Origin of the sequence: Pantoea sp. (genome assembly GCF_039594315.1) — a bacterium.
In the GTDB taxonomy this organism is placed as follows: Bacteria; Pseudomonadota; Gammaproteobacteria; order Enterobacterales; family Enterobacteriaceae; genus Pantoea.
This window is the reverse complement of the sequence record NZ_JBCNNP010000006.1, coordinates 78,898-99,055: the sequence shown is the minus strand read 5'-3', so window position 1 is coordinate 99,055 and position 20,158 is coordinate 78,898. Positions and strand designations below refer to the sequence as shown.

The following is a 20,158-nucleotide window of genomic DNA, read 5'->3' as shown; positions in this document are numbered from 1 at the left end:
GGATGATTGATGAACGACGAAATCTCCCGCCCCGATCCTGACGCGCTGCTGCTCAATCAGCGCGACAGCCATCGCGGCAAACTCAAAATCTACTTCGGTGCCTGCGCGGGCGTGGGGAAAACCTTCGCCATGCTGCAAGAGGCGCAGCGGCTGCGTGCGCAAGGTCTCGACGTATTAGCCGGTGTGGTTGAAACCCACGATCGCCAGGAAACCGCCGCGCTGCTCAACGGTTTGGCGCTGTTGCCACGCCGCGCCACCGGGCGTTCACGTCATGCCGAATTTGATCTCGACGCCGCACTGGCGCGCCATCCGGCGGTGATTCTGATGGACGAACTGGCGCACACCAACGTGCAAGGTTCGCGCCATCCGAAACGCTGGCAGGACATTGAGGAGCTGCTGGAAGCGGGCATTGATGTCATCACCACGGTCAACGTGCAGCATCTGGAAAGCCTGAATGATGTGGTCGGCGGCGTGACCGGCATTCAGGTGCGCGAAACCGTGCCCGATCCGTTCTTCGACAGCGCCGATGAAGTGGTGCTGGTGGATTTGCCGCCGGACGATCTGCGTCAGCGGCTGAAAGAGGGCAAAGTCTACGTGGGCGACCGCGCCGAGCGCGCCATCGAAAACTTCTTCCGCAAAGGGAATCTGTTCGCGCTGCGTGAACTGGCTTTACGCCGCACCGCTGATCGCGTCGATGACCAGATGCGCGCCTGGCGCGATCAGCAAGGCCGAGACAAAGTGTGGCACACGCGGGATGCCATTCTGCTGTGCATTGGCGATGACACCGGCAGCGAAAAGCTGGTGCGCACCGCCGCGCGGCTGGCGGCTCGCCTCGGCAGCGAGTGGCATGCGGTGTATGTGGAAACGCCGCGCCTTAATCGTCTGCCGGAAGCGCGGCGTCGCGCGATTTTACGCACGCTGCAACTGGCGCAAGAATTAGGCGCAGAAACCGCGACGCTGTCCGATCCCGATGAAGCGCGCGCGGTGCTGCGTTACGCGCGCGAGCACAATCTCGGCAAAATCGTCACCGGACGCCAGCCGCAGCGGCGCTGGCGGCGCGACAGCTTTGCTCAGCGTCTCGGCGAGCTTGGCCCGGATCTCGATTTAATCGTGGTGGCGCTGGATGAACCGGTGCGCGATGCGCCGCATGCGCTCAGCGGCCAGCGCGCCAGCGCGGAAAAATGGCGGCTGCAACTGCGCGGCTGCATGATGGCGCTGCTGCTATGCATCGTGGTCACCTGCGTTGGGCAATCGCTGCTGATCGAATTTGATCCCGCCAACAGCGTGATGATTTATCTGCTGGCGGTGGTGCTGGTGGCGCTGCGTTATGGTCGCTGGCCGTCGGTGTTCGCCACGGTGATCAACATCCTCGCCTTCGACCTCTATTTCGTTGCGCCAACCGGCACCGTGGCGGTGTCGGATCTACAGTATCTGGTGACCTTTGCGGTGATGCTGGCGGTCGGCGTGATTGTCGGGAATCTAACCGCAGGCGTGCGCTATCAAGCCAAAGTGGCGCGTTATCGCGAGCAGCGCGCGCGCCATTTGTATGAGATGGCGAAAGCGCTCGGCAGCGACTTAACGCCGCAGGATATCGCCGCCACCAGCCAACGCATCATTGACGTCACGCTCCAGGCGCGCAGCTTGCTGCTGTTGCCAGACGAACACGGCGAACTGCAAACCCTTGGCGATACCGAGATTGGTACACCGCCGGATCTGGCGATCGCCAAATGGAGTTACAGCAAAGGCCAACCGGCGGGCGCGGGCACCGATACACTTCCCGCCGTGCCGTACCAGATTTTGCCGCTGAAAAGTGGCAATCACTGTCGCGGCTTGCTGGTGGTGGAGCCGGAGAATCTGCGCCAACTGATGATTCCTGAGCAGCAGCGTTTACTGGAAACTTTCACCGTGCTGATCGCCAACGCGCTGGAACGCATGGCGCTGTCGCACAGCGAAGCGGCGTCACGGCTGGCGGCAGAACGCGAGCAACTGCGCAATGCGCTGCTGTCGGCGCTATCACATGATCTGCGTACGCCGCTGACGGTGCTGTTTGGTCAGGCGGAAATGCTGATGCTTGATCTCGCCAGCGAACAATCGAAGTATGTCGGTCAGGCCAATCAAATTCGCGAACAAACGCTGAGCACCATCCGACTGGTGAGCAACATGCTGGATATGGCGCGCATTCAGTCTGGCGGGCTGAATCTGCGCGATGAATGGGTGGCGCTGGATGAAGTGATTGGCGGCGCGTTAAGTAGCATGGGACCATCGCTAAAAGGCCATGATTTTACGCTCGATTTACCGGACATGGTGCTGATCAAAGGCGACAGCGCGATGCTGGAACGGGTGTTTACTAATTTGATTGAGAACAGCCTGAAATATGCCGGTAACGCCGCGCAGCACGGCATTCGAGCCTGGCGCGCACAGGATCGGCTGGAGATTGCGGTGTGGGACAGCGGGCCGGGCATTGCGCCAGAAAATCTGACGCGCATTTTCGATAAGTTTGCGCGCGGCGATAAGGAGTCAGCGGTGCCGGGCGTTGGCTTGGGTTTGGCGATCGGCAAAACCATTATCGAATCGCACCGTGGACGCATTTGGGCAGAGAATCGGCCGGAAGGTGGCGCGGTGTTTCGTTTGTCTTTGCCGCTGCCAGCCGCGCCAGAAATTTCTGAAGATGGCCTGAAATAACTTCACATAAGTTCGGTTATACTCGGCCACTTGTCTGTTGATTAATGGGAACTTATGGAACGTTTTGTCGAAAATCTGATGTATTCAGCGCGCTGGCTGTTGGCCCCGGTTTACATGGGCTTGTCATTGGGGCTGTTGGCGCTGTCGATTAAATTTTTCCAGGAAATTTTTCACCTGCTGCCGCACGTGTTCAGCATCGCGGAGAACGATTTGATTCTGCTGCTGTTGTCGCTGGTGGATATGACGCTGGTCGGCGGTTTGCTGGTGATGGTGATGCTTTCGGGCTACGAGAATTTTGTCTCCAAGCTGGATATTGATGAGCACCGCGAGAAGCTGAGTTGGCTCGGCAAGATGGATTCCGGCTCGCTGAAGAACAAAGTGGCGGCCTCGATTGTAGCGATTTCTTCGATCCATCTGCTGCGTATTTTTATGGATGCGCGTAACGTCGAGAACGAGAAATTGATGTGGTACGTGATAATCCACCTGACGTTTGTGCTGTCGGCCTTTGTGATGGGCTGGCTGGATAATATGTCTAAGAATGATAAGAAAGCGGCAAATATGTGATGAATCCAGGTCACCCTAAATGGCGACCCTACAACACCATTCCCGTAGGGTCGCCATTTAGGGTGACCGCTTCATTTCTTTAACGACTCGCCGGCTGCGTTCCCGCCAATTGCGGCATCACTTCGCGGATCATGGCGAAAAACTGGCGTAAACGCGCCGGATAATAACTGGCCCACGGATAAGTCAGCCATACCGGCAGCGGCGGGGCTTGCCACTCGGGCACCAACTGAATCAAATCGCCGTTCGCCAAATCTTCCTGCACTACCCACGATGACACCACCGCGGCGCCCATCCCGGCGAGGGCGGCTTTGCGTATTGCGTACAAACTGTCGCTGGCGAGGCGTGGCGCAATCGCCAGATTCAACGGCTGGCCATCGCTGATGCGCTTGAGGGCAATTTCATTACGATAAAAACTGGTCAGCGCCAGCCATGGCAAATCGGTCAGCTGCGCAACGTCCTCAACCGGTGCATGCTTTGCCAGCAGCGAGGGCGCTGCCACCACAAAGCGCGGCACTTCGGCTAAGAGCACTGCCACAATCGACGGATCGCTCGGCGCGCCGACCTGAATCGCACAATCGACGTTCTCGCTGATGAAATCCGGCGTGCGGTCATTCAACATCCACTCTACGGTTAAACGTGGATAACGATGTAGGTAATCAATCAGCGGCTCAATCAGCTGATCCTGACCAAACGCATGCGGCGCACGCACCCGCAAGGTGCCAATGGGATCGTCGCTGGCACCGGTTAATTCATCTTCCAGCGCATGCCAGGTCGCCACCAATTGCAGCGCCTGCGCATAACAGCGTTCGCCGTCGTCAGTGAGTTTGAGCGCATGCGTGGTGCGCATAATCAATTTCAGGCCGAGCCGCTGCTCCAGCGCTTGCAGGCGGCGGCTAATGGTGGGCTGCGTGGTGCCAAGCTGCGATGCAGCGGCAGAAAGCGATCCACTTTCCACGATGCGGATAAAGGTCTGCATCAATTCGATGCGGTCAAGGCTGGAAGGAGTATTCATACGTACCACGCATAACAGTTCTGTGTTTGAGCAGTCTACCGCGTATGGCGGAGACGCGCTTTAATAAGCGCACTTTCACGGGGGAAAACCATTATGTCAGCCATTTCGTCTTCAGCCGTCACGGCGGAAAAACTGCCCGCGCCGCTGGTGTTTACGCTCGCGGCCGGTGCAGGACTGAGCGTTGCATCGATTTACTACAGCCAACCGATGCTGGATATCATCAGCAAACAATTTAACGTCGGTGTCGGCAGCGTGGGCATGGTGCCGATGCTGACGCAGGCCGGTTACGCGCTCGGCATTTTGTTGCTGGCACCGCTCGGCGACCGGCACGATCGTCGCACCATCATTCTGATTAAAGGCTTGCTGCTGGTTGCTGCACTGCTGTTATGTGGTTTTTCCGGCGGCTTGAACGCGCTGTTGATCGCCAGCTTTGTGACCGGTTTAACCGCCACCGTGGCGCAGGATATCGTGCCTGCTTCAGCGGCATTAGCGCCAGAGCGCAGTCGCGGTAAAACCGTCGGCACGGTGATGACCGGCTTGCTGGTGGGCATTCTGCTGTCGCGCGTGGTGAGCGGCGTGGTGGCGGAGTATTTTGGCTGGCGCACCATGTATATGGTGGCGGCGGTGGCGGTATTGCTGATTAGTCTGGCGTTGTGGCGCGTGTTGCCGCGCTTTACGCCGGGCACCTCGGTGAGCTACCCGCGTTTGCTGCTGTCGCTGGCGCATCTGTGGCAGCACCATCAAACGCTGCGTCGTGCGGCATTGGCGCAAGGCTTGTTGTCGGTGGGCTTCAGTGCCTTTTGGTCAACGCTGGCATTAATGTTGAGCCAACGTTTTCACCTCGATAGCGCCGTCGCCGGTGCCTTCGGTCTGGCGGGCGCAGCCGGTGCGCTAGCCGCGCCGTTAGCCGGTAGCATCGCCGACCGCATCGGCCCGGCGCGTGTCACGCAATACGGCGCAACGTTGGTGATGGTGTCGTTTGCGCTGATGTTCCTGCTGCCGTTGTTGCCGGTTCCCGCGCAGATCGGTTTGATTATCCTCAGCACCATTGGTTTTGATTTAGGCGTGCAAGCGACGCTGGTGGCGCATCAAACCCTGGTTTACAGCCTGGCGCCGGAAGCGCGTAGCCGTTTGAATGCCTTGATGTTTACCGTGGTGTTTATCGGCATGGCGACCGGTGCGGCGCTCGGCAGTTTGGCGCTGGCGCATTGGGGCTGGACCGGCGTGGTGGCACTCTCGACGCTGGCCGCAGCGCTGGCACTGATGATTCGCCTTGCCAGTCGCCATCTGCAAAACTGATCGCTTTTCGTGTGCCAGGCTTAAGGGAGATTGTTTTTAAAAAACGGAGCGTTATGAACTTCCTGGCCTGGACCGCTGCCACCGGCGGTCTACTACTCCTTATGTCGCTGGCTTCCGGTTGGATTCACCGCGGGCCAGTGACCTCATTTGGTCTCTACCTGTTCGCGGGCATCTTGTGCGGCCCGTGGATGTTCAACTTGTTGCAGGTCGATATTATCGGCCACGCCAATCTTGCCGCTCACCTCACCGAAATCGCCATGGCTGCCTCGCTGTTCATCACTGGACTGAAGCTTCGTTTGCCGCTTAAAGCGCATGCGTGGCGTATTGGTGTGCGGCTGGCGTTTCCCGCCATGTTGCTTACCGTTGGCGGCATGACGCTGCTGGTGCACTGGATTACCGGCTTTGATTGGGCGCTGTCGCTGGCGTTTGGTGCGATTGTCGCGCCGACCGATCCGGTGCTCGCCAGCCTGATTTCAGTCAATGACGCGCGCGATGATGATGCGCTGCGTGTGGCGCTCTCCAGCGAAGCGGGCATGAATGATGGTTCGGCGTTGCCGCTGTTGATGCTGGCGTTACTGCTGTTGCAGCCTGGCGCGTTAAGCGGTGCGGCGTTGGGTGAGTGGCTGGCGAAAGATGCGGTGTGGGCGATTGGCGGCGGATTGGGCATCGGTTACGCCTTAGGTTGGTTGATTGGTCAACTCGCGACGCACTTGCGCACCGCGCATCATGACGTGGCCCCCAACGATCTGTTTGCGCTGTCATTGATTGCGCTGAGCTACGCAGCGGCACAATCGGTGGATGCTTCCGGCTTCCTCGCGACTTTTGCGGCGGGCGTGGGATTGCGCCGCGCCGAATTGCGCGTGGTGAAACGCTATCCGCAAGATGAGATATCCGAAGAAGAACGTTACTTGCCCGCAGAAGCGCGCGTGAATACCGGCCAACGTCTGGCGCAGGGCAGCAGCGGCATGGTGAAATCGGTGGGCTTGGTGATCGGCGATGCGCTGTCGTTTGGTGATACTATCGAGCGCTTGCTGGCGGCGGGCATGATGGTGGTGTTGGGCATCACGCTGGCGCAGCACTGGAACCTTACCGGCATTGGCCTGGCGCTATTATTGTTTGTGGTGGTGCGCCCGCTGGCGGTGTGGATCACCACCTGGCGCTGCGATATTCCGCTGATGCGGCGCTTATTGATTGGTTGGTTAGGTATTCGCGGCATCGGCAGTATCAATTATATTGCCTATGCGTGGGTGCACGGCATGCGTGGCCCGCAGGCGGAACAGATGGTGGATATGGCGTTGACGTTGGTGGTGTGCAGCATTGTGTTGCACGGCGTGACGGTGACGCCGTTGTTAAATTGGCGCGCTGCGCGTCAGGCCGCGCGCAATAAGAACTGACTTATTGGAATTTATTGGAGCCTATTATGAAAGCGTTATTACTCGCCCTCGTTGGGCTGTCTCTCTCAGCCGCTGCGCTTGCCGCTGATGGCGATAATAATCAGGAAGAGAATGTTTACGCCAGCCAGTTGTGTCATTTGGTGAGCACGGAAAAGAAGACCAGCGATTTGGATACTTACACCGAGAAGATGAAGTCGCAACTCGCGGCCAGCCAGTCTTCGTCGGCGGTTGAGAAGCCTGAATTTAATGAAGAAATCGCGCAGGAAGTAATTAGCGCGTGGCTGGAATTGGGCGAGGATGAGCGCCATAAACTGCGTCACGATCAGTCGCAATGCGAACAAACCGTGATGACACAATTTCAACAGCAGGATTAGTTCTATTTATCGAAAGAATACGCGCCTTTTTAGGCGCGTTTTTTTATGGATTTTTTGTACGATTTGCGTACATAATCGCCAGCGTTGAAATCAGACATGCGTCACATAATGAGATTCAGCTGTAAAAGCTGACACCTTTTTCAATATTGGCTACTGGGCAAGATGATTACACGGCGTCACTTTTTACTGGCTGGCGGAGCAACCGTCCTCGCAATGACCACGGGCAAATTGTTTGCGCGTGATGACATTATCCCATTGTGGCCGGATGATCCTCCGGGCGGCGGCGGCCCTTCAGGTTTACTGAAAGTCGATACACACGGCTCGTGGACCAATATTGTCTCGCCAGCGATCCAGCGCTTTCGTCCGGAAAATCCCAACGGTGAAGCGGTGATTGTGGCGGCAGGTGGCGGTTATCGCTTTATCGGCATGGGCCGCGAAGCCTGGCCGGTGGCGCGTTGGTTGAACGGCAGCGGCTACACCGTGTATGTGCTGAGTTATCGTTTACCGGGCGAGAAATGGCAGGCGGGCAATCTGGCGCCGTTGCAGGATGCGCAGCGCGCGATTCGTTTGGTGCGTTCGATGGAGCGCAAAGTGCATTTGCTCGGCTTCTCCGCCGGTGGACATCTGCTCGGCATGGCGGCGGCGCGACCGACGTTCGATTCCTATCCGGCACAAGATCCGCTTGATCAGATCGTGCCGAAAGCCGATAGCGTCGGCCTGATTTATCCGGTAATCACTCTTGAAGCACCGTATCAAAACACTAAAACCCATTTGATGATGGTGGGCGATCACGCCACGCCGACGCAGGAAGCTAACTGGTCGGTGCAAAACTACGTGACCCACGAATATCCGCCGACCTTCCTCGCGCAGGCGGAAGACGATCACACCTCCAATCCGCACAACACCGAAATGATGCGCGATGCTTGTCGCCGTATGCGCGTGCCGGTTGAACTGATTGAGCTGAGCAGCGGCGGGCACGGATTTGGTTTGGGTAAAGCCGGTACGCCGTCCGCGTTGTGGGATCAGGCGTACGCGCGTTGGTTGGATCATTTAGGATAGATTCACATCGCGCATCATCCGTAGCGGCGCAATTTATTGCGCAATATCCGGATGGGCTTGGTGCTGCCATTTATGTGCGCGATGAATCGCGCCGCTACGGTATGCGCGGCGTTTGGCGATTACGTCAAATTAAAATGCGCATCCGGCTGTAACGGTTCCGGCAACGACAGATCGCCATTCATCGCTTTCAACTCACGTTCAATATTCACGCACAATGCATCCAGCGGCAGATTATTCGGCGCGCTGCCAAACGGATGTTCCAGCTCCTCGGCCAACGATTCCAGCGACAAAAAGGTGTAGGAAATAAACATCGACACCAGCGGCGTCATCAGGTGCAAATCTGCCACCAGCGCAAACGGCAACAAGGTACAGAACAGATAAACCGTGCGATGCAGAATCAGGCTATAGGCAAACGGAATCGGCGTACTGGCAATGCGATCGCAACCGCCCAAAATCCCCGACAGCTGATTGAGATTTTCATCCACGCTGTGCCAGACCATATCCGATATCAATCCACTATCGCGGCGCTGCGCCAGCCATGCGTTCAAGCACAATAAAATCTGCGACGTCGGCATCGGCTTATCAAGCACCGCATGATGCCAGTTGGCGGGTAACAAGCGCTGCAAATCGGCTTGTTCATCCGTCTTACGCAAGCGATGTTTCAGGCTCCAGCAGAACGCCAGCAGCAATCTGCTAAATTCTCGCTGTTGTTCTTCACTCACGCCGCGAATGCTTTTGATCTGCCGCAGCAGCGAGCGCTGGGTGATGTGCAAGCTGCCCCACAACGTCCGTGCTTCGATGAATCGCGCATAGCTGGCGTTGTTGCGAAAGCCGAGGAAGATGGCGATCGACACCCCAATCAAACTGAACGGTGCGGTGGTGAGATGAATGCCGAAGGTGGAATACCAGGGAAAGCCGAAGACGGCGATCAGTGACATGAGCAGGTTGAGCGACAGGCGGAACACGATGTTACTGAGCACCGATCCATGCCAGTCAAACAACCGGATAAACCAGTGTTGATGAGGACGTACGATCATTTTTGCAGGTGGTTTTTTAGATTTTGTGGCGACAGGTTACGCCGGTACATACGGCGGGATCAACGCCATTTCTTAGGCGTTTTAAGGTGAATATTGCCATCAATATGCGTTTTAAACGTTGTAAATCAATCTTCTATCAATGCTTTGAACAAGTTGTAAAATTCTTTGCGTTATCTCTTAACATCCACTTTCTCTAAAGTTCATTCCAGCAGCACAACACACAAATTTAAAACCACTTTAGAGGAATAGATGATGTCTAAATTCGACCTGCTTGACCCACAGAACTCCACGCTGATCTTTATCGACCACCAGCCGCAGATGTCTTTTGGTGTGGCGAATATTGATCGCCAGCAGCTCAAAAATAACACCGTCGCCCTGGCGAAAGCGGGCAAAATTTTCGACGTGCCGGTGATTTATACCTCGGTGGAAACTGAAAGCTTTAGTGGTTACATCTGGCCGGAACTGCTGGCGGTGCATCCGGATGTGGCGCCGATTGAGCGCACCTCAATGAACTCGTGGGAAGACGCGAAATTCGTTGAAGCGGTTGAGAAAACCGGCCGTAAGAAGCTGATTATCTCCGCGTTGTGGACCGAAGTGTGCCTGACTTTCCCGGCGTTGATGGCGATGAAAGAGGGCTACGAAGTGTACGTGGTCACTGATACGTCGGGCGGCACCAGCGTCGATGCGCATGAACGTTCAGTGCAGCGCATGGTGCAGGCCGGTGCGATTCCGGTCACCTGGCAGCAAGTGCTGCTCGAGTACCAACGCGATTGGGCACGCAAAGAGACTTACGATGCGGTGATGGATTTGGTACGCGAACACAGCGGTGCTTATGGCATGGGCGTCGATTACGCTTACACGCTGGTGCATAAAGCGCCACAGCGTAAGGCCTGATTCACTCAGGGCGCGGCAGGCTGGTTTTCAAGGCTTCGATAAACAGCCGCAGCGCCACTGATTGATGGCGATTAGGTGGGAACCACAACGCAATCCCCGCCGATTGCACCCGCCAATCGGCCAGCAATTCTACCAGCTGGCCGCTGCTCAATGCCTGCTCAACATACAGCGACGGCACATAAGCAATGCCTAAACCGGCGCTCGCCGCTTGCGCCATCAGCGCGTTGTTATCCAAGGTGATGATGCCCGGCACGTCAATTTCATAGCTTTGCGCTGCCTGCGCATATTCCCACTGATAACGTTTGCCGCTGGGTAAACGATGGCGAATGCACTGCTGTTGCAATAAATCGTGCGGATGGTTCACCGCTGGATGTTGCGCCAGATAAGTGGGCGATGCCACGGTGACAAAAGTCAGCGGGCCGCCTAATGCAATCGCCACCATATCCTGCGGCACGTCTTCAATCAGCCGAATGCCAGCATCAAACCCGGCGGCGGTGATATCCACCAACGCACCTTGCGCAGCGAAATCGAGTTGAATATCCGGATAGCGCGCGCTGAATTCCGCCACCACCTTATCCAGCAACACACCAATCACCACATCGCTGGCGCTGATACGCAGCGTGCCGTAATGCTGATGGCGGCTGGCGGAGATGTCTTGCAGCACATCATCCATCTGATTGAGCAAGGGCGACAGCCGATCCAGCAGCTGCTGCCCGGCCTCGGTCAGCGACACGCTACGTGTGGTGCGCTGGAACAGCTGCACGCCGAGATTGTGCTCCAGCGTTTTGACTAAATGACTCAGCGATGAACGCTTTAAGCCAAGCAGTTCAGCGGCGCGACGAAAGCTGCGCTGCTCGCCGAGCGTTTTGATGGCTTGCAGTTCGTGCCAGGAAGGGCGTTTCATTGGTGGCTTTTCCTCACCAGGTCATACGTGATTGCGTAGATTATCACCACCAGTGAAGCGATCTACCATCAGGTTTTCAACATGAGGAACTTAAGATGAAAACCTGGTTAATTACCGGAGCCAGCAGCGGGCTGGGCCGTTTGATGAGTGAACGTTTACTGGCGCGCGGCGATCGCGTGGTGGCGACAGTGCGCCGTGAACAAGCGATGACCGATTTGCAGCAGATTTATGGCGAGCAGTTGCAGGTCATCATGTTGGATCTGGCGCAAACCGCCAGTATCGCGCCGACCATTGCGCAAGCCTTTGCCACGGTTGATCGCATTGATGTGGTGGTGAGCAATGCCGCGTATGGCTTATTTGGCGCGGCGGAAGAGTTGAGCGATGTGCAGATTGATCGCCAGATCGCCACCAATCTGACCGGTTCGATTCAGTTGATTCGTGCGGTGATTCCGTTGCTGCGTCAGCAGGGTGGCGGACGCATCGCCCAGATTTCTTCGGAAGGCGGGCAGGTAGCGTATCCCAACTTTAGTCTCTACCACGCCAGCAAATGGGGCATTGAAGGCTTTGTCGAAGCGGTGCGTCAGGAAGTCGCCAGTTTTGGCATTGATTTCCTGTTAATTGAGCCAGGCCCAACCGCCACCAATTTCGGCGCGAGTTTGGATGTGGCGACGGCGCTGGATGTATATCAGGACAATGCCGCAGGCCAGTTGCGTCGCGCGATTTTATCCGGCGATTTCACCATTGCCGGCGATGCAGGGAAGTGCGTGACGGCGATGATTGCTACGCTGGATCAAGCCGCGATGCCGCTGCGTCTGGCGCTGGGCAGCACCGCGTATAATCATATTGAAACCGCGCTGGAGCAACGTTTGGCGGAGTTGCGGGCACAGCGCGATGTGGCGTTTGGCGCGGATAAATAATTTCACACCGCACAGACCGTAGCGGCGCAATTTATTGCGCATTGCCGGGATGGGCTTGGTGCCTCATTCCATGAAGGTCAACACAACGCGATAAATCGCGCCGCTACAAATAGTGCAAACGGTTAGCGCTAATACAACAAACTGTGAACCGCAGCGCGCAGCCCGATGCCAACTAAAATGCCGGGCACGGCAAAGCGGAACAGGCGCGGGAAGCGACTCGACAAGCCGAGGTAAATGCCAATGCCAGGCAGGTCGAAGGTCTGGATCAGCAATCCCGCCGACGCATTGATGTTGTGCGCGCTGTACAAACCTTTCTCCACCAATCCTGCCACCACGCCGTAATAGGCGGTGCCGCCCGCCAGGCATTTGGTCAGTGCCGGGAGGATGTAGACTTCGGAGATGTTGAGTTTATCCAGCAGCGGTGAAACCAGGCGCGTTAACATTTCAATACCGCCTGCTTCTTTTAGGATGCCAACCACCGACAGCGAGATGATTAGCATCGGCAGCGAACCCATCGCCAAACGAATCGCATCGGAACCGGCGCTATTAATAATACCAATCAGCCCCATTTTGCTTTCGTTGGTGGTGACGGCTTCATCTTCGTTGAGCAACGCTTTGTCGGAGAGTTTGCGGCCAAACAGATGGTAAGTTGCTGCCGCCGCTATCACACCGCCGCATACGGAAATAATCAGCGCGGTACTCCAATGTAATCCCGCCGGAATCAGCGGATAAAAGGTGCTCGCCTGGCCCATGGCAAACAGCATCGCCAGCGTCGCTGCCATATGCCGATCGGAGGTGCCACGCTTTTCCATGATTGCTAGCGCCGCCAGCGGGGCGGCGAAACTGACGAAATTAAGCTGAATCATGGCGAAAAATGCCAATCCAGTAATCCCAAATGGTTTTAATAACGGTGTGGTATGCCGAACCACAAAATCTAATACGCCTTTCACTTCCAAATATTTCATGATGAATAACATCACTACCATAATTGGAATTAACGTATACAACGCAACATCTACCGATGATTTCCCTGCGGACATAATAATGTTGATGATATTCATGCCCGCTTGCGACCTCTGTTCACACTGTTCTCCCCGAAAAAATTGTTTTACACAAGAATTACATCGCGCACCGCTCTGTAGCGGCGCGATTTATCGCGTTATTTTGACCTTATCTTATGCAGCAACATCGCCCATCCAGGCATTGCGCAATAAATTGCGCCGCTACGGTAGGTGCGGAAATTGATATTTTTCATGACAAGTAACCTGGACCCACTGCCAGCAAAGAAATAAATCTTATCCTGTGCGCGAATTATTGAGTAGTGAAGAAAGCGGGATATAAATTGCAGACATAAAAAAACCAGCCAGATAAATAAATGGCTGGTTTTTAATTTCCATTAGGAAATATTAACGCATGGTGACGAACTCTTCCGCAGCGGTGGGGTGAATCGCCACGGTATTATCAAAGTCTTTTTTGGTCGCACCCATTTTCAGCGCGACCGCAAAGCCTTGCAGCATCTCGTCCATGCCGTTGCCGATGCCGTGAATGCCGACAATCTTCTCTTCCGGTCCAACACACACCAGCTTCATGCGGCACGGCTGGCGATGTTGTGTCACGGCGGTGTACATCGCTGTGAAGGAGGATTTGTAGACCTTCACCTGATCGTCGCCATACTGCTCGCGTGCCTGCGGTTCGGTGAGGCCAACGGTGCCAATCGGCGGATGGCTGAACACCACGGTGGGCACGTTGCTGTAATCCAGATGCTCGTCGGGTTTGTTGTTAAACAGACGCTCGGAGAGACGACGACCTGCCGCCACGGCAACCGGCGTTAATTCTACCGCGCCAGTATTATCGCCGACCGCGTAAATGCCTTTGACGTTGGTGTTCTGGAACTTATCGACCTTGATATAACCTTTGTCGTTCAACGCCACGCCGCTGGCCGCCAGATTGAGATTGTCGGTCGCCGGTTCACGGCCAATCGCCCACACCAGGCAATCCACGGTTTGCTCGTGACCACTTTCCAGTTGCAGCGTCAAACTGCCGTCGGCGTTTTTAATCACGGCTTTTGGAATCGATTCGGTATGCAGCGTTGGACCTTCTGCCTGCATCACTTCCACTAACGTTTCGACGATCAGCGGATCGAAGCTGCGCAACGGCGCATGTTTACGCACAAACAGGTGCGTTTCCGCGCCCAGCGCATTGACCACGCCCGCCAGCTCAACCGCGATATAACCCGCGCCAACCACCGCCACACGTTTTGGCAGCGCATCCAGCTCGAAGAAACCGTCGGAGTCGATGCCGTATTCTGCGCCCGGTACCTTTGGATGGCTTGGACGGCCGCCGGTGGCGATCAGGATGTGATCGGCGGTGATGGTTTCACCGTTCACTTCCACGGTGTTGGCATCAACAAAACGTGCGAAGCCTTTGATCACATCAACCTTGTTCTTGCCCAGCACGTTGTCGTACGAGGTGTGAATACGGTCGATGTAAGCGCTGCGGTTTTTCACCAGAATCGACCAATCAAAACGGTTTACCGTGGTGTCGAAGCCATAATCCGGGCCATAAAGATGAATCGCTTCGGCGATTTGTGCCGCATGCCACATCACCTTTTTCGGTACGCAGCCAACGTTGACGCAGGTGCCGCCCAGCTCTTTGGCTTCAATTAACGCGCACTTCTGACCGTGCATCGCCGCACGGTTAATCGAGGCGATTCCGCCGCTGCCGCCGCCGATGGCGAGGTAGTCATAATGTCTGGTCATCCGTTATGTTCCATCTGTGGGAGGAAAATTGGCATAGAGTTTAACGCTAGCAGCGCGAGGCACGCAAAGATTGCGCCTATGTTTATGATAGGGTCAAATTCAGGTTCCGTTTACAGGGATGAATATTATGCATCTGACTTTTCTTGGCACCGGCGGCGGTGCGCCCAGCCTGCAACGCAACGTTACCGCCATTGCGTTCACGCGATCGAAACGCGGCGAAACCTGGCTGTTCGATTGCGGCGAAGCGACGCAACACCAATACATGCGTTCGGCGCTCAAACCGAGCAAGCTGGAGAAAATCTTCATCACCCATCTGCACGGCGACCACATCTTTGGGCTGCCAGGATTACTCACCAGCCGCTCAATGGCCGGTTTGCTGGAGCCGCTGACGGTGTTTGGCCCCAAAGGCATTCGCCAGTTTATCGAAACCGCGCTGAGTTTGAGCGGCTCGTACACCAGCTATCCGCTGGAGATTGTTGAGATTGAAGCCGGTTTGGTGCTGGATGACGGCGAATTCCGCGTCACAGCGTGGCCGCTGAATCACATGATCGAGTGTTACGGCTATCGCATTGAGCAGCATGACAAACCGGGCTTCCTTGATGCGCCGCGTTTGAAAGCTGAAGGTGTGCCGCGTGGTCCGTGGTATCAGGATTTGAAAGCCGGCAAACGCGTGCGGCTCGAGGATGGTCGTGAAATTAATGGCGCGGATTATCTCGGCCCGGCCACCAAAGGCAAAGTGCTGGCGATTTTTGGCGATACCGCGCCAACCGAGGTAGCGCTGCAACTGGCGGCCAATGCCGATGTGATGGTGCACGAAACCACGCTGGAAGCGGCGCTGGTGGAGAAAGCCAATGGACGCGGTCATTCAACCACGATTCAGGCGGCCGAAGTGGCCAAAAAGTCAGGCGCGAAACGCATGATTGCCACGCATTTCAGCTCGCGTTATGTGTCGCACGATCGGGAAAGATTGCTGGCAGAGTGCCAGTCGGTGTTTGCGGCAACCGAACTGGCACATGATTTTGCGGTGTTCGAAATTTAGTGCTGCAGCGCCGGATAGGTGAAGAACAGCAGATGCGTCATGTTGAACAGGAAATGCATGCCGGTGGCGACCCACAAGCGGCCGCTCCACTGCCACGTCAACCCGTAAATCAATCCGGCCAAGGTGGCGAACACCATCAGCATTGGACCGCCGGGAAAATGCGACACGCCAAACAGTAACGATGTCAGCAGCAGCGCCGCCACAACGCCGCCTTTCTGGCGCAGGCGCTGTTGCAGATAACCCCGAAAGAACGCTTCTTCCGCCAGCGACACAAAGAACAGATTCGCCAGCATAAAACTGCCCAGCCATTCTGGCCAGTGCAGCTCAACCGCCAAACCGCCCAATTGCACCGCGATATATAGCAGCAGCGGAATCGCCGCCAGCAAGGCTAACCACAGAATTTTGTAACGCGGTGGTGCGGCGGGAGTGCGGAACAACGTCGGTAAGCAGATGAGCAACACAAACGGAATCAGCGCTTTATCGAAATTGTACGAGAAGCTAAACGGCGTGCTGAGCGGCCCGGCTTGTACATCTTGCACCTGACGCGGATTGTTGAAGCCGGGGAAGAAGTGCAGGAACAGGCCGATAGCGATGGCGACCAGTGCCACTTCGGTGATGATCTGCATCCAGCGTGCTGGATTTTCGACGCGAACCCAGGCGATCACGGCGATCACGCCCAGCAGCGTCATCGCTGGCCAGTTCACCACATCCTCAAATAAACCGAGAATGGTGGCGAGCGTAAGCAGTAAAACGGAGAGACGTTTGGCCGGCGACAGCGCAGTCAGCGCGCCAGCCAGAATGATCCACATGATAATTGTCCTATTTGGCTGGCAGCGCGCAGAGCGAACTTATTCTGGCACGATCTGGGTAACGCTGAAGTGACCGGTTCCGGCTGGCACCAGCTTTTTATGCAGCCACGGCAGCAACTCTTCCATCTGCGCTTTCAGTTTCCACGGCGGGTTAATCACGATCATGCCGGAAGCTGTCATGCCGCGCTGATCGCTGTCTGGACGCACCGCCAGCTCAATTTGCAGAATATTGCGGATGTTGGTGGCTTGCAGATCTTTGATCATATGCTTGATCTGCTGGCGCATCACCACCGGATACCACAGCGCGAATACGCCGGTACCAAAACGTTTGTGACCTTCTTTGATGCCTTTCACCACATCCTGATAATCGCTTTTCATCTCATACGGCGGATCGATCAGAATCAGGCCACGACGGCTCAGCGGCGGCAACTTCGCCTTCAATTGCTGGTAGCCATCACCACGCGACACGCGTGCGCGATCGTCTTTGCTGAACTCGGTGCGCAGCAGCGGGTAATCGCTGGAGTGCAACTCGGTCATTTCCATCTTGTCGTCTTCACGCAGCAGGAAACGCGCGATCAGCGGCGAGCCAGGATAATACTTCAGCGTGCCATGCGGATTGAGGTTACGCACCGCCGAGAGATACGGCTTGAGCAGTTCTGGCACGTCCGGCTGCTGCCAAATGCGGCCGATGCCTTCCAGATATTCTCCGGTACGCTCGGCGTGCTCACCGCTCAGCAGATAACGTCCAGCACCGGCGTGCGTATCCAGATAAAGGAAAGGTTTTTCCTTCTCCATCAAAGCGGTGAGGATCAGGCTTTCAACGGTGTGTTTGAGCACGTCGGCATGGTTGCCGGCATGAAAACTGTGGCGATAACTCAGCATAAAGAAAGGGGGTCCGCGGTTGGATCAAAGGAGATAAAACTGTGTATGTGGCGCGATTATAGCCGCGTCGGCTAAAAATTGCTGACGTTTTGGCGTAGCGAGTTAAGTTTCGCGTCTTTTCGTCGCTTTAGCGGGTTGCGACTTGTCTGGTTATCAGCGAATATTTCCGCGGCAGAATTCTTTTCTCGGATTACATCCGCAGATTAAGTAAGTTAGTCTTCGCTAAACCAAGCGGTCTCAAGCTCAATGCCAGGAGATTCTGGCAGGAAACTTTCCGGTTAAGACCGTATAATTTTTTTGCTTAAAGCATCTCTATTAACTCCTGGTGAAAATAATGAAAAAAATGACTGGTATCGCGGTGGCAAGCCTGTTGGTACTGAGTGGGTGCGCGAAACAACAACCTGTTCATAGCCTCGTCACTGAGCAAGCCCCTGAGCCACAGCCTGTGGCGCAGCAAGCGCCGGAGCAACAAAGCTCACCGTTTGTGGCTTCAGCGCCTGAGCAATCGTCTTCATCTTCATTTGGTGAAGATCGTGCCAGCAATATTCAGCAATGTCGTAAAGAGCTGGATGCGATGCGTTTGTATAGTCAGGCATCATTCGATAGCTATCAGGCTGAATTCCAAAAAATTGGCGCGCAAACCAATAAATATCTGCAAGTTAAAGATTCAATTGGTGCGGATATTAATGATTTGGTGATGCCGCGTTATCAGTTCCAGATTCGCGAACTGTGCTTCCGCATTAAAACTCGCCTTTCTCAGCTGATTATTCGTCAAGCCGGTTAACACGCGTAGTACCAATTAAAAGTATTAACAGCGCAATTAACTTGCGCTGTGGTTGGGCTTCATCTTTATCTTAATGATGACGATGGAGCCTTGTGTTTTCTTGATGCCGCACCGGGAGGCTAAGATGACATTACGTTGTCTGCCACGGATTCTTTTTATCACTGTAGCGCTAATGCCGGTTTTGGCACAGGCGGCATCTGACGATGCGATGCTGCGCGCATTCGGTGAGGCATCGAGCGCCAAACCTTTTATTCCCGCGGAAGTGGCTAAACCTCAACCTGCCAAAAAATCTGCCGAACAAGCTGAACTTGAACGCTTGCGCGCACGCGTCAAACAGTTAGAAAAACACCAGGCCGAGGCAAATCGTGGTTCGTCGCAGGAATCGCTGAAACAGAGCAAGAAAAAGCTAACGGCTTTAGAAGCAGAGAATCATCAGCAAACGCAGCGCCTGAATAAAATGGCGCAAGAGCTGAAAGCCGCTCAGCAAAAAGTAAAAGATGTCGTGGCGGTGCAGCCTGCCGATCATGATGAGCAACTCACGGCACTGCAAGCAGAAAAAAAACGGCTGGAACAAGAAGTCGGCCAGCTAACGCAGGCGTTGCAAGCGGCTGAGCAGCAAAATCAAAAGTTGAGCGAGTCGCAAAAGACAGCTGATTTACTGCAAGCGCAACAAAGTGAAAGCGATAAAAAACTGGCATCGCTGAACGCAGAAAAACAGCAACAAGCACAAAACGCAGCGCAACTCAGTGAACAGTTGAGTCAGGCGCAGGAAGCGGTTAAACGCAATGAAGAGAAGCTGAAACTCCAGCACGCGGCAGATTCTGAAAAGTTAAATCAGCAATTGCGTGATGCGCATGATGCGGCCAAACGCCGTGAGGAAGCTTTAAAACTCAAGCAGATGCAAAATATTTCTGCGTTGACCAATGAGTTGAATCAGGCAAAAAAGCAGCCAGCCAGCATGACGCCGCTGGCATCCCCGAAAACTGATGCTGAACGTGATGGCTATACGCTAGGCCAATCGATCGCCACTAATGCGGTGGTGCAGTTGCAGATGGTGAAAGATGTGGGCCTCAACATTAGCCTGGATCAGTTAATCGCCGGAATGACAACCCAATTGAAAACCGGCACTTCTGCTATCGACAGTGAAGAGATGTCGCAGCGCTACGCGAAGATGCAGGCCTCGATGAACCAAGGCATGGGCAAGCTGATCGAGCAAGGCTATGCGCAACTGGATAAGCAGGTTGAGAAACGTAAAACGTTGCGCGCTGAAAACGGTATGCGCTGGTTTGCGGTCAAGCCGGTGAAAGCCAGGCTGATTCCGGATCAACAAGTGGAAGTCAGCGTGAAAATCAGCACGCTGGGCGGCAAAGTGATCAACGATTTTGCCGATGACAAAGTGCCGTTTGATGACAATCTGCCGCCGCTGCTGCACGATGGCATGTCGCTCACCGGAAAAGGTGGCGCGATTGAAGGCTGGGCGCTGGCGAAAGATATTGTCGAGCGCGAGCCGCTGCCACCGTGGGTGGCACCTTATGATGTGATTCATTATCAGTTGGCGGTTAAGTAATCTTTCCACATTAAGCTTCAATCCCACTTCACGCACCATCCGTAGCAGCGCGATTCATCGCGCTCTTTTGCATTTATTCACCCTGAACATCTTGCCCCTCTCCGGCATTGCGCAATAAATTGCGCCGCTACGGAATGTGTGAGCATTGATTTTCATGCCTTCAAGCCGCATGTTAGTAAAAT

At 55.2% G+C, this 20,158-nt stretch carries 18 protein-coding genes; 11 read left to right on the top strand and 7 right to left on the bottom strand.

Annotation, left to right across the window (positions count from 1 at the left end):
• The first annotated feature begins 9 nt into the window (after positions 1–9).
• Together kdpD and ABDW13_RS06555 are read left to right on the top strand one after the other, a co-directional pair.
• Positions 10–2,682, top strand: coding sequence for a two-component system sensor histidine kinase KdpD (gene kdpD, locus ABDW13_RS06560; protein ID WP_343551675.1), 2,673 nt, complete (start codon positions 10–12; stop codon positions 2,680–2,682).
• A 54-nt stretch (positions 2,683–2,736) separates the two neighbouring features.
• A complete protein-coding gene (locus tag ABDW13_RS06555) occupies positions 2,737–3,246 on the top strand; it encodes a TIGR00645 family protein (protein WP_343551673.1) in 510 nt (169 codons plus the stop codon).
• Positions 3,247–3,325: 79 nt separating this feature from the next.
• Here ABDW13_RS06555 and ABDW13_RS06550 read toward each other — a convergent pair whose 3' ends face one another.
• Complete coding sequence (locus tag ABDW13_RS06550; protein WP_343551671.1) at positions 3,326–4,258, bottom strand: LysR family transcriptional regulator; 933 nt, start codon at positions 4,256–4,258, stop codon at positions 3,326–3,328.
• A gap of 93 nt (positions 4,259–4,351) precedes the next feature.
• Between ABDW13_RS06550 and ABDW13_RS06545 the strand changes: the two genes are divergently transcribed.
• The 4 genes from ABDW13_RS06545 (at position 4,352) to ABDW13_RS06530 (ending at position 8,384) form a co-directional block, all read left to right on the top strand.
• Positions 4,352–5,557, top strand: coding sequence for an MFS transporter (locus tag ABDW13_RS06545; RefSeq protein ID WP_343551670.1), 1,206 nt, complete (start codon positions 4,352–4,354; stop codon positions 5,555–5,557).
• Positions 5,558–5,610: 53 nt separating this feature from the next.
• Positions 5,611–6,951, top strand: coding sequence for a sodium:proton antiporter (locus tag ABDW13_RS06540; RefSeq protein WP_343551669.1), 1,341 nt, complete (start codon positions 5,611–5,613; stop codon positions 6,949–6,951).
• A gap of 26 nt (positions 6,952–6,977) precedes the next feature.
• On the top strand, positions 6,978–7,325 hold the full coding sequence (locus ABDW13_RS06535; RefSeq protein ID WP_343551668.1) for a hypothetical protein: 348 nt from the start codon (positions 6,978–6,980) through the stop codon (positions 7,323–7,325).
• Positions 7,326–7,487: 162 nt separating this feature from the next.
• The gene (locus ABDW13_RS06530; RefSeq protein ID WP_343551667.1) at positions 7,488–8,384 is read left to right on the top strand and encodes an alpha/beta hydrolase; all 897 of its coding nucleotides are present in this window, start codon (positions 7,488–7,490) and stop codon (positions 8,382–8,384) included.
• 119 nt (positions 8,385–8,503) lie between these two features.
• On the opposite strand, the gene ABDW13_RS06525 is transcribed toward ABDW13_RS06530, so the two are convergent.
• The gene (locus ABDW13_RS06525) at positions 8,504–9,421 is read right to left on the bottom strand and encodes a bestrophin family ion channel (protein ID WP_343551666.1); all 918 of its coding nucleotides are present in this window, start codon (positions 9,419–9,421) and stop codon (positions 8,504–8,506) included.
• Positions 9,422–9,673: 252 nt separating this feature from the next.
• Here ABDW13_RS06525 and ABDW13_RS06520 point away from each other — a divergent pair, with 252 nt between their 5' ends.
• Entirely contained in the window at positions 9,674–10,315 is a 642-nt protein-coding gene (locus tag ABDW13_RS06520; protein ID WP_343551665.1) for a hydrolase, read from the top strand.
• A gap of 1 nt (position 10,316) precedes the next feature.
• Here ABDW13_RS06520 and ABDW13_RS06515 read toward each other — a convergent pair whose 3' ends face one another.
• Positions 10,317–11,219, bottom strand: a complete 903-nt coding sequence (locus tag ABDW13_RS06515; protein ID WP_343551664.1) for a LysR family transcriptional regulator — start codon at positions 11,217–11,219, stop codon at positions 10,317–10,319.
• 95 nt (positions 11,220–11,314) lie between these two features.
• Between ABDW13_RS06515 and ABDW13_RS06510 the strand changes: the two genes are divergently transcribed.
• The gene (locus ABDW13_RS06510) at positions 11,315–12,136 is read left to right on the top strand and encodes an SDR family oxidoreductase (RefSeq protein ID WP_343551663.1); all 822 of its coding nucleotides are present in this window, start codon (positions 11,315–11,317) and stop codon (positions 12,134–12,136) included.
• Positions 12,137–12,264: 128 nt separating this feature from the next.
• Here the strand turns inward: ABDW13_RS06510 and ABDW13_RS06505 are convergent, their stop codons facing one another.
• Both ABDW13_RS06505 and gorA read right to left on the bottom strand, forming a co-directional pair.
• Complete coding sequence (locus ABDW13_RS06505) at positions 12,265–13,197, bottom strand: nucleoside recognition domain-containing protein (RefSeq protein ID WP_343551662.1); 933 nt, start codon at positions 13,195–13,197, stop codon at positions 12,265–12,267.
• A gap of 345 nt (positions 13,198–13,542) precedes the next feature.
• Complete coding sequence (gorA, locus tag ABDW13_RS06500) at positions 13,543–14,895, bottom strand: glutathione-disulfide reductase (protein WP_343551661.1); 1,353 nt, start codon at positions 14,893–14,895, stop codon at positions 13,543–13,545.
• A 127-nt stretch (positions 14,896–15,022) separates the two neighbouring features.
• On the opposite strand from gorA, the gene rnz reads away from it, so the two are divergent.
• Positions 15,023–15,934, top strand: a complete 912-nt coding sequence (gene rnz / locus ABDW13_RS06495; protein ID WP_343551659.1) for a ribonuclease Z — start codon at positions 15,023–15,025, stop codon at positions 15,932–15,934.
• Here rnz and ABDW13_RS06490 read toward each other — a convergent pair.
• Together ABDW13_RS06490 and ABDW13_RS06485 are read right to left on the bottom strand one after the other, a co-directional pair.
• Positions 15,931–16,743: a CPBP family intramembrane glutamic endopeptidase gene (locus tag ABDW13_RS06490; protein WP_343551658.1), complete on the bottom strand. Its 813-nt coding sequence runs from the start codon at positions 16,741–16,743 to the stop codon at positions 15,931–15,933. The two genes, rnz and ABDW13_RS06490, sit on opposite strands and share 4 nt — an antisense overlap.
• A 39-nt stretch (positions 16,744–16,782) precedes the next feature.
• Positions 16,783–17,625 carry a 23S rRNA (adenine(2030)-N(6))-methyltransferase RlmJ gene (locus ABDW13_RS06485; RefSeq protein ID WP_343551657.1) on the bottom strand — a complete coding sequence of 281 codons (843 nt, stop codon included), beginning with the start codon at positions 17,623–17,625 and terminating at the stop codon, positions 16,783–16,785.
• Between the two features lie 334 nt (positions 17,626–17,959).
• Between ABDW13_RS06485 and ABDW13_RS06480 the strand changes: the two genes are divergently transcribed.
• Positions 17,960–18,409: a hypothetical protein gene (locus tag ABDW13_RS06480; protein WP_343551656.1), complete on the top strand. Its 450-nt coding sequence runs from the start codon at positions 17,960–17,962 to the stop codon at positions 18,407–18,409.
• Between the two features lie 124 nt (positions 18,410–18,533).
• Positions 18,534–19,976, top strand: a complete 1,443-nt coding sequence (locus ABDW13_RS06475; RefSeq protein WP_343551655.1) for a hypothetical protein — start codon at positions 18,534–18,536, stop codon at positions 19,974–19,976.
• The last annotated feature ends 182 nt before the right edge of the window (positions 19,977–20,158 follow it).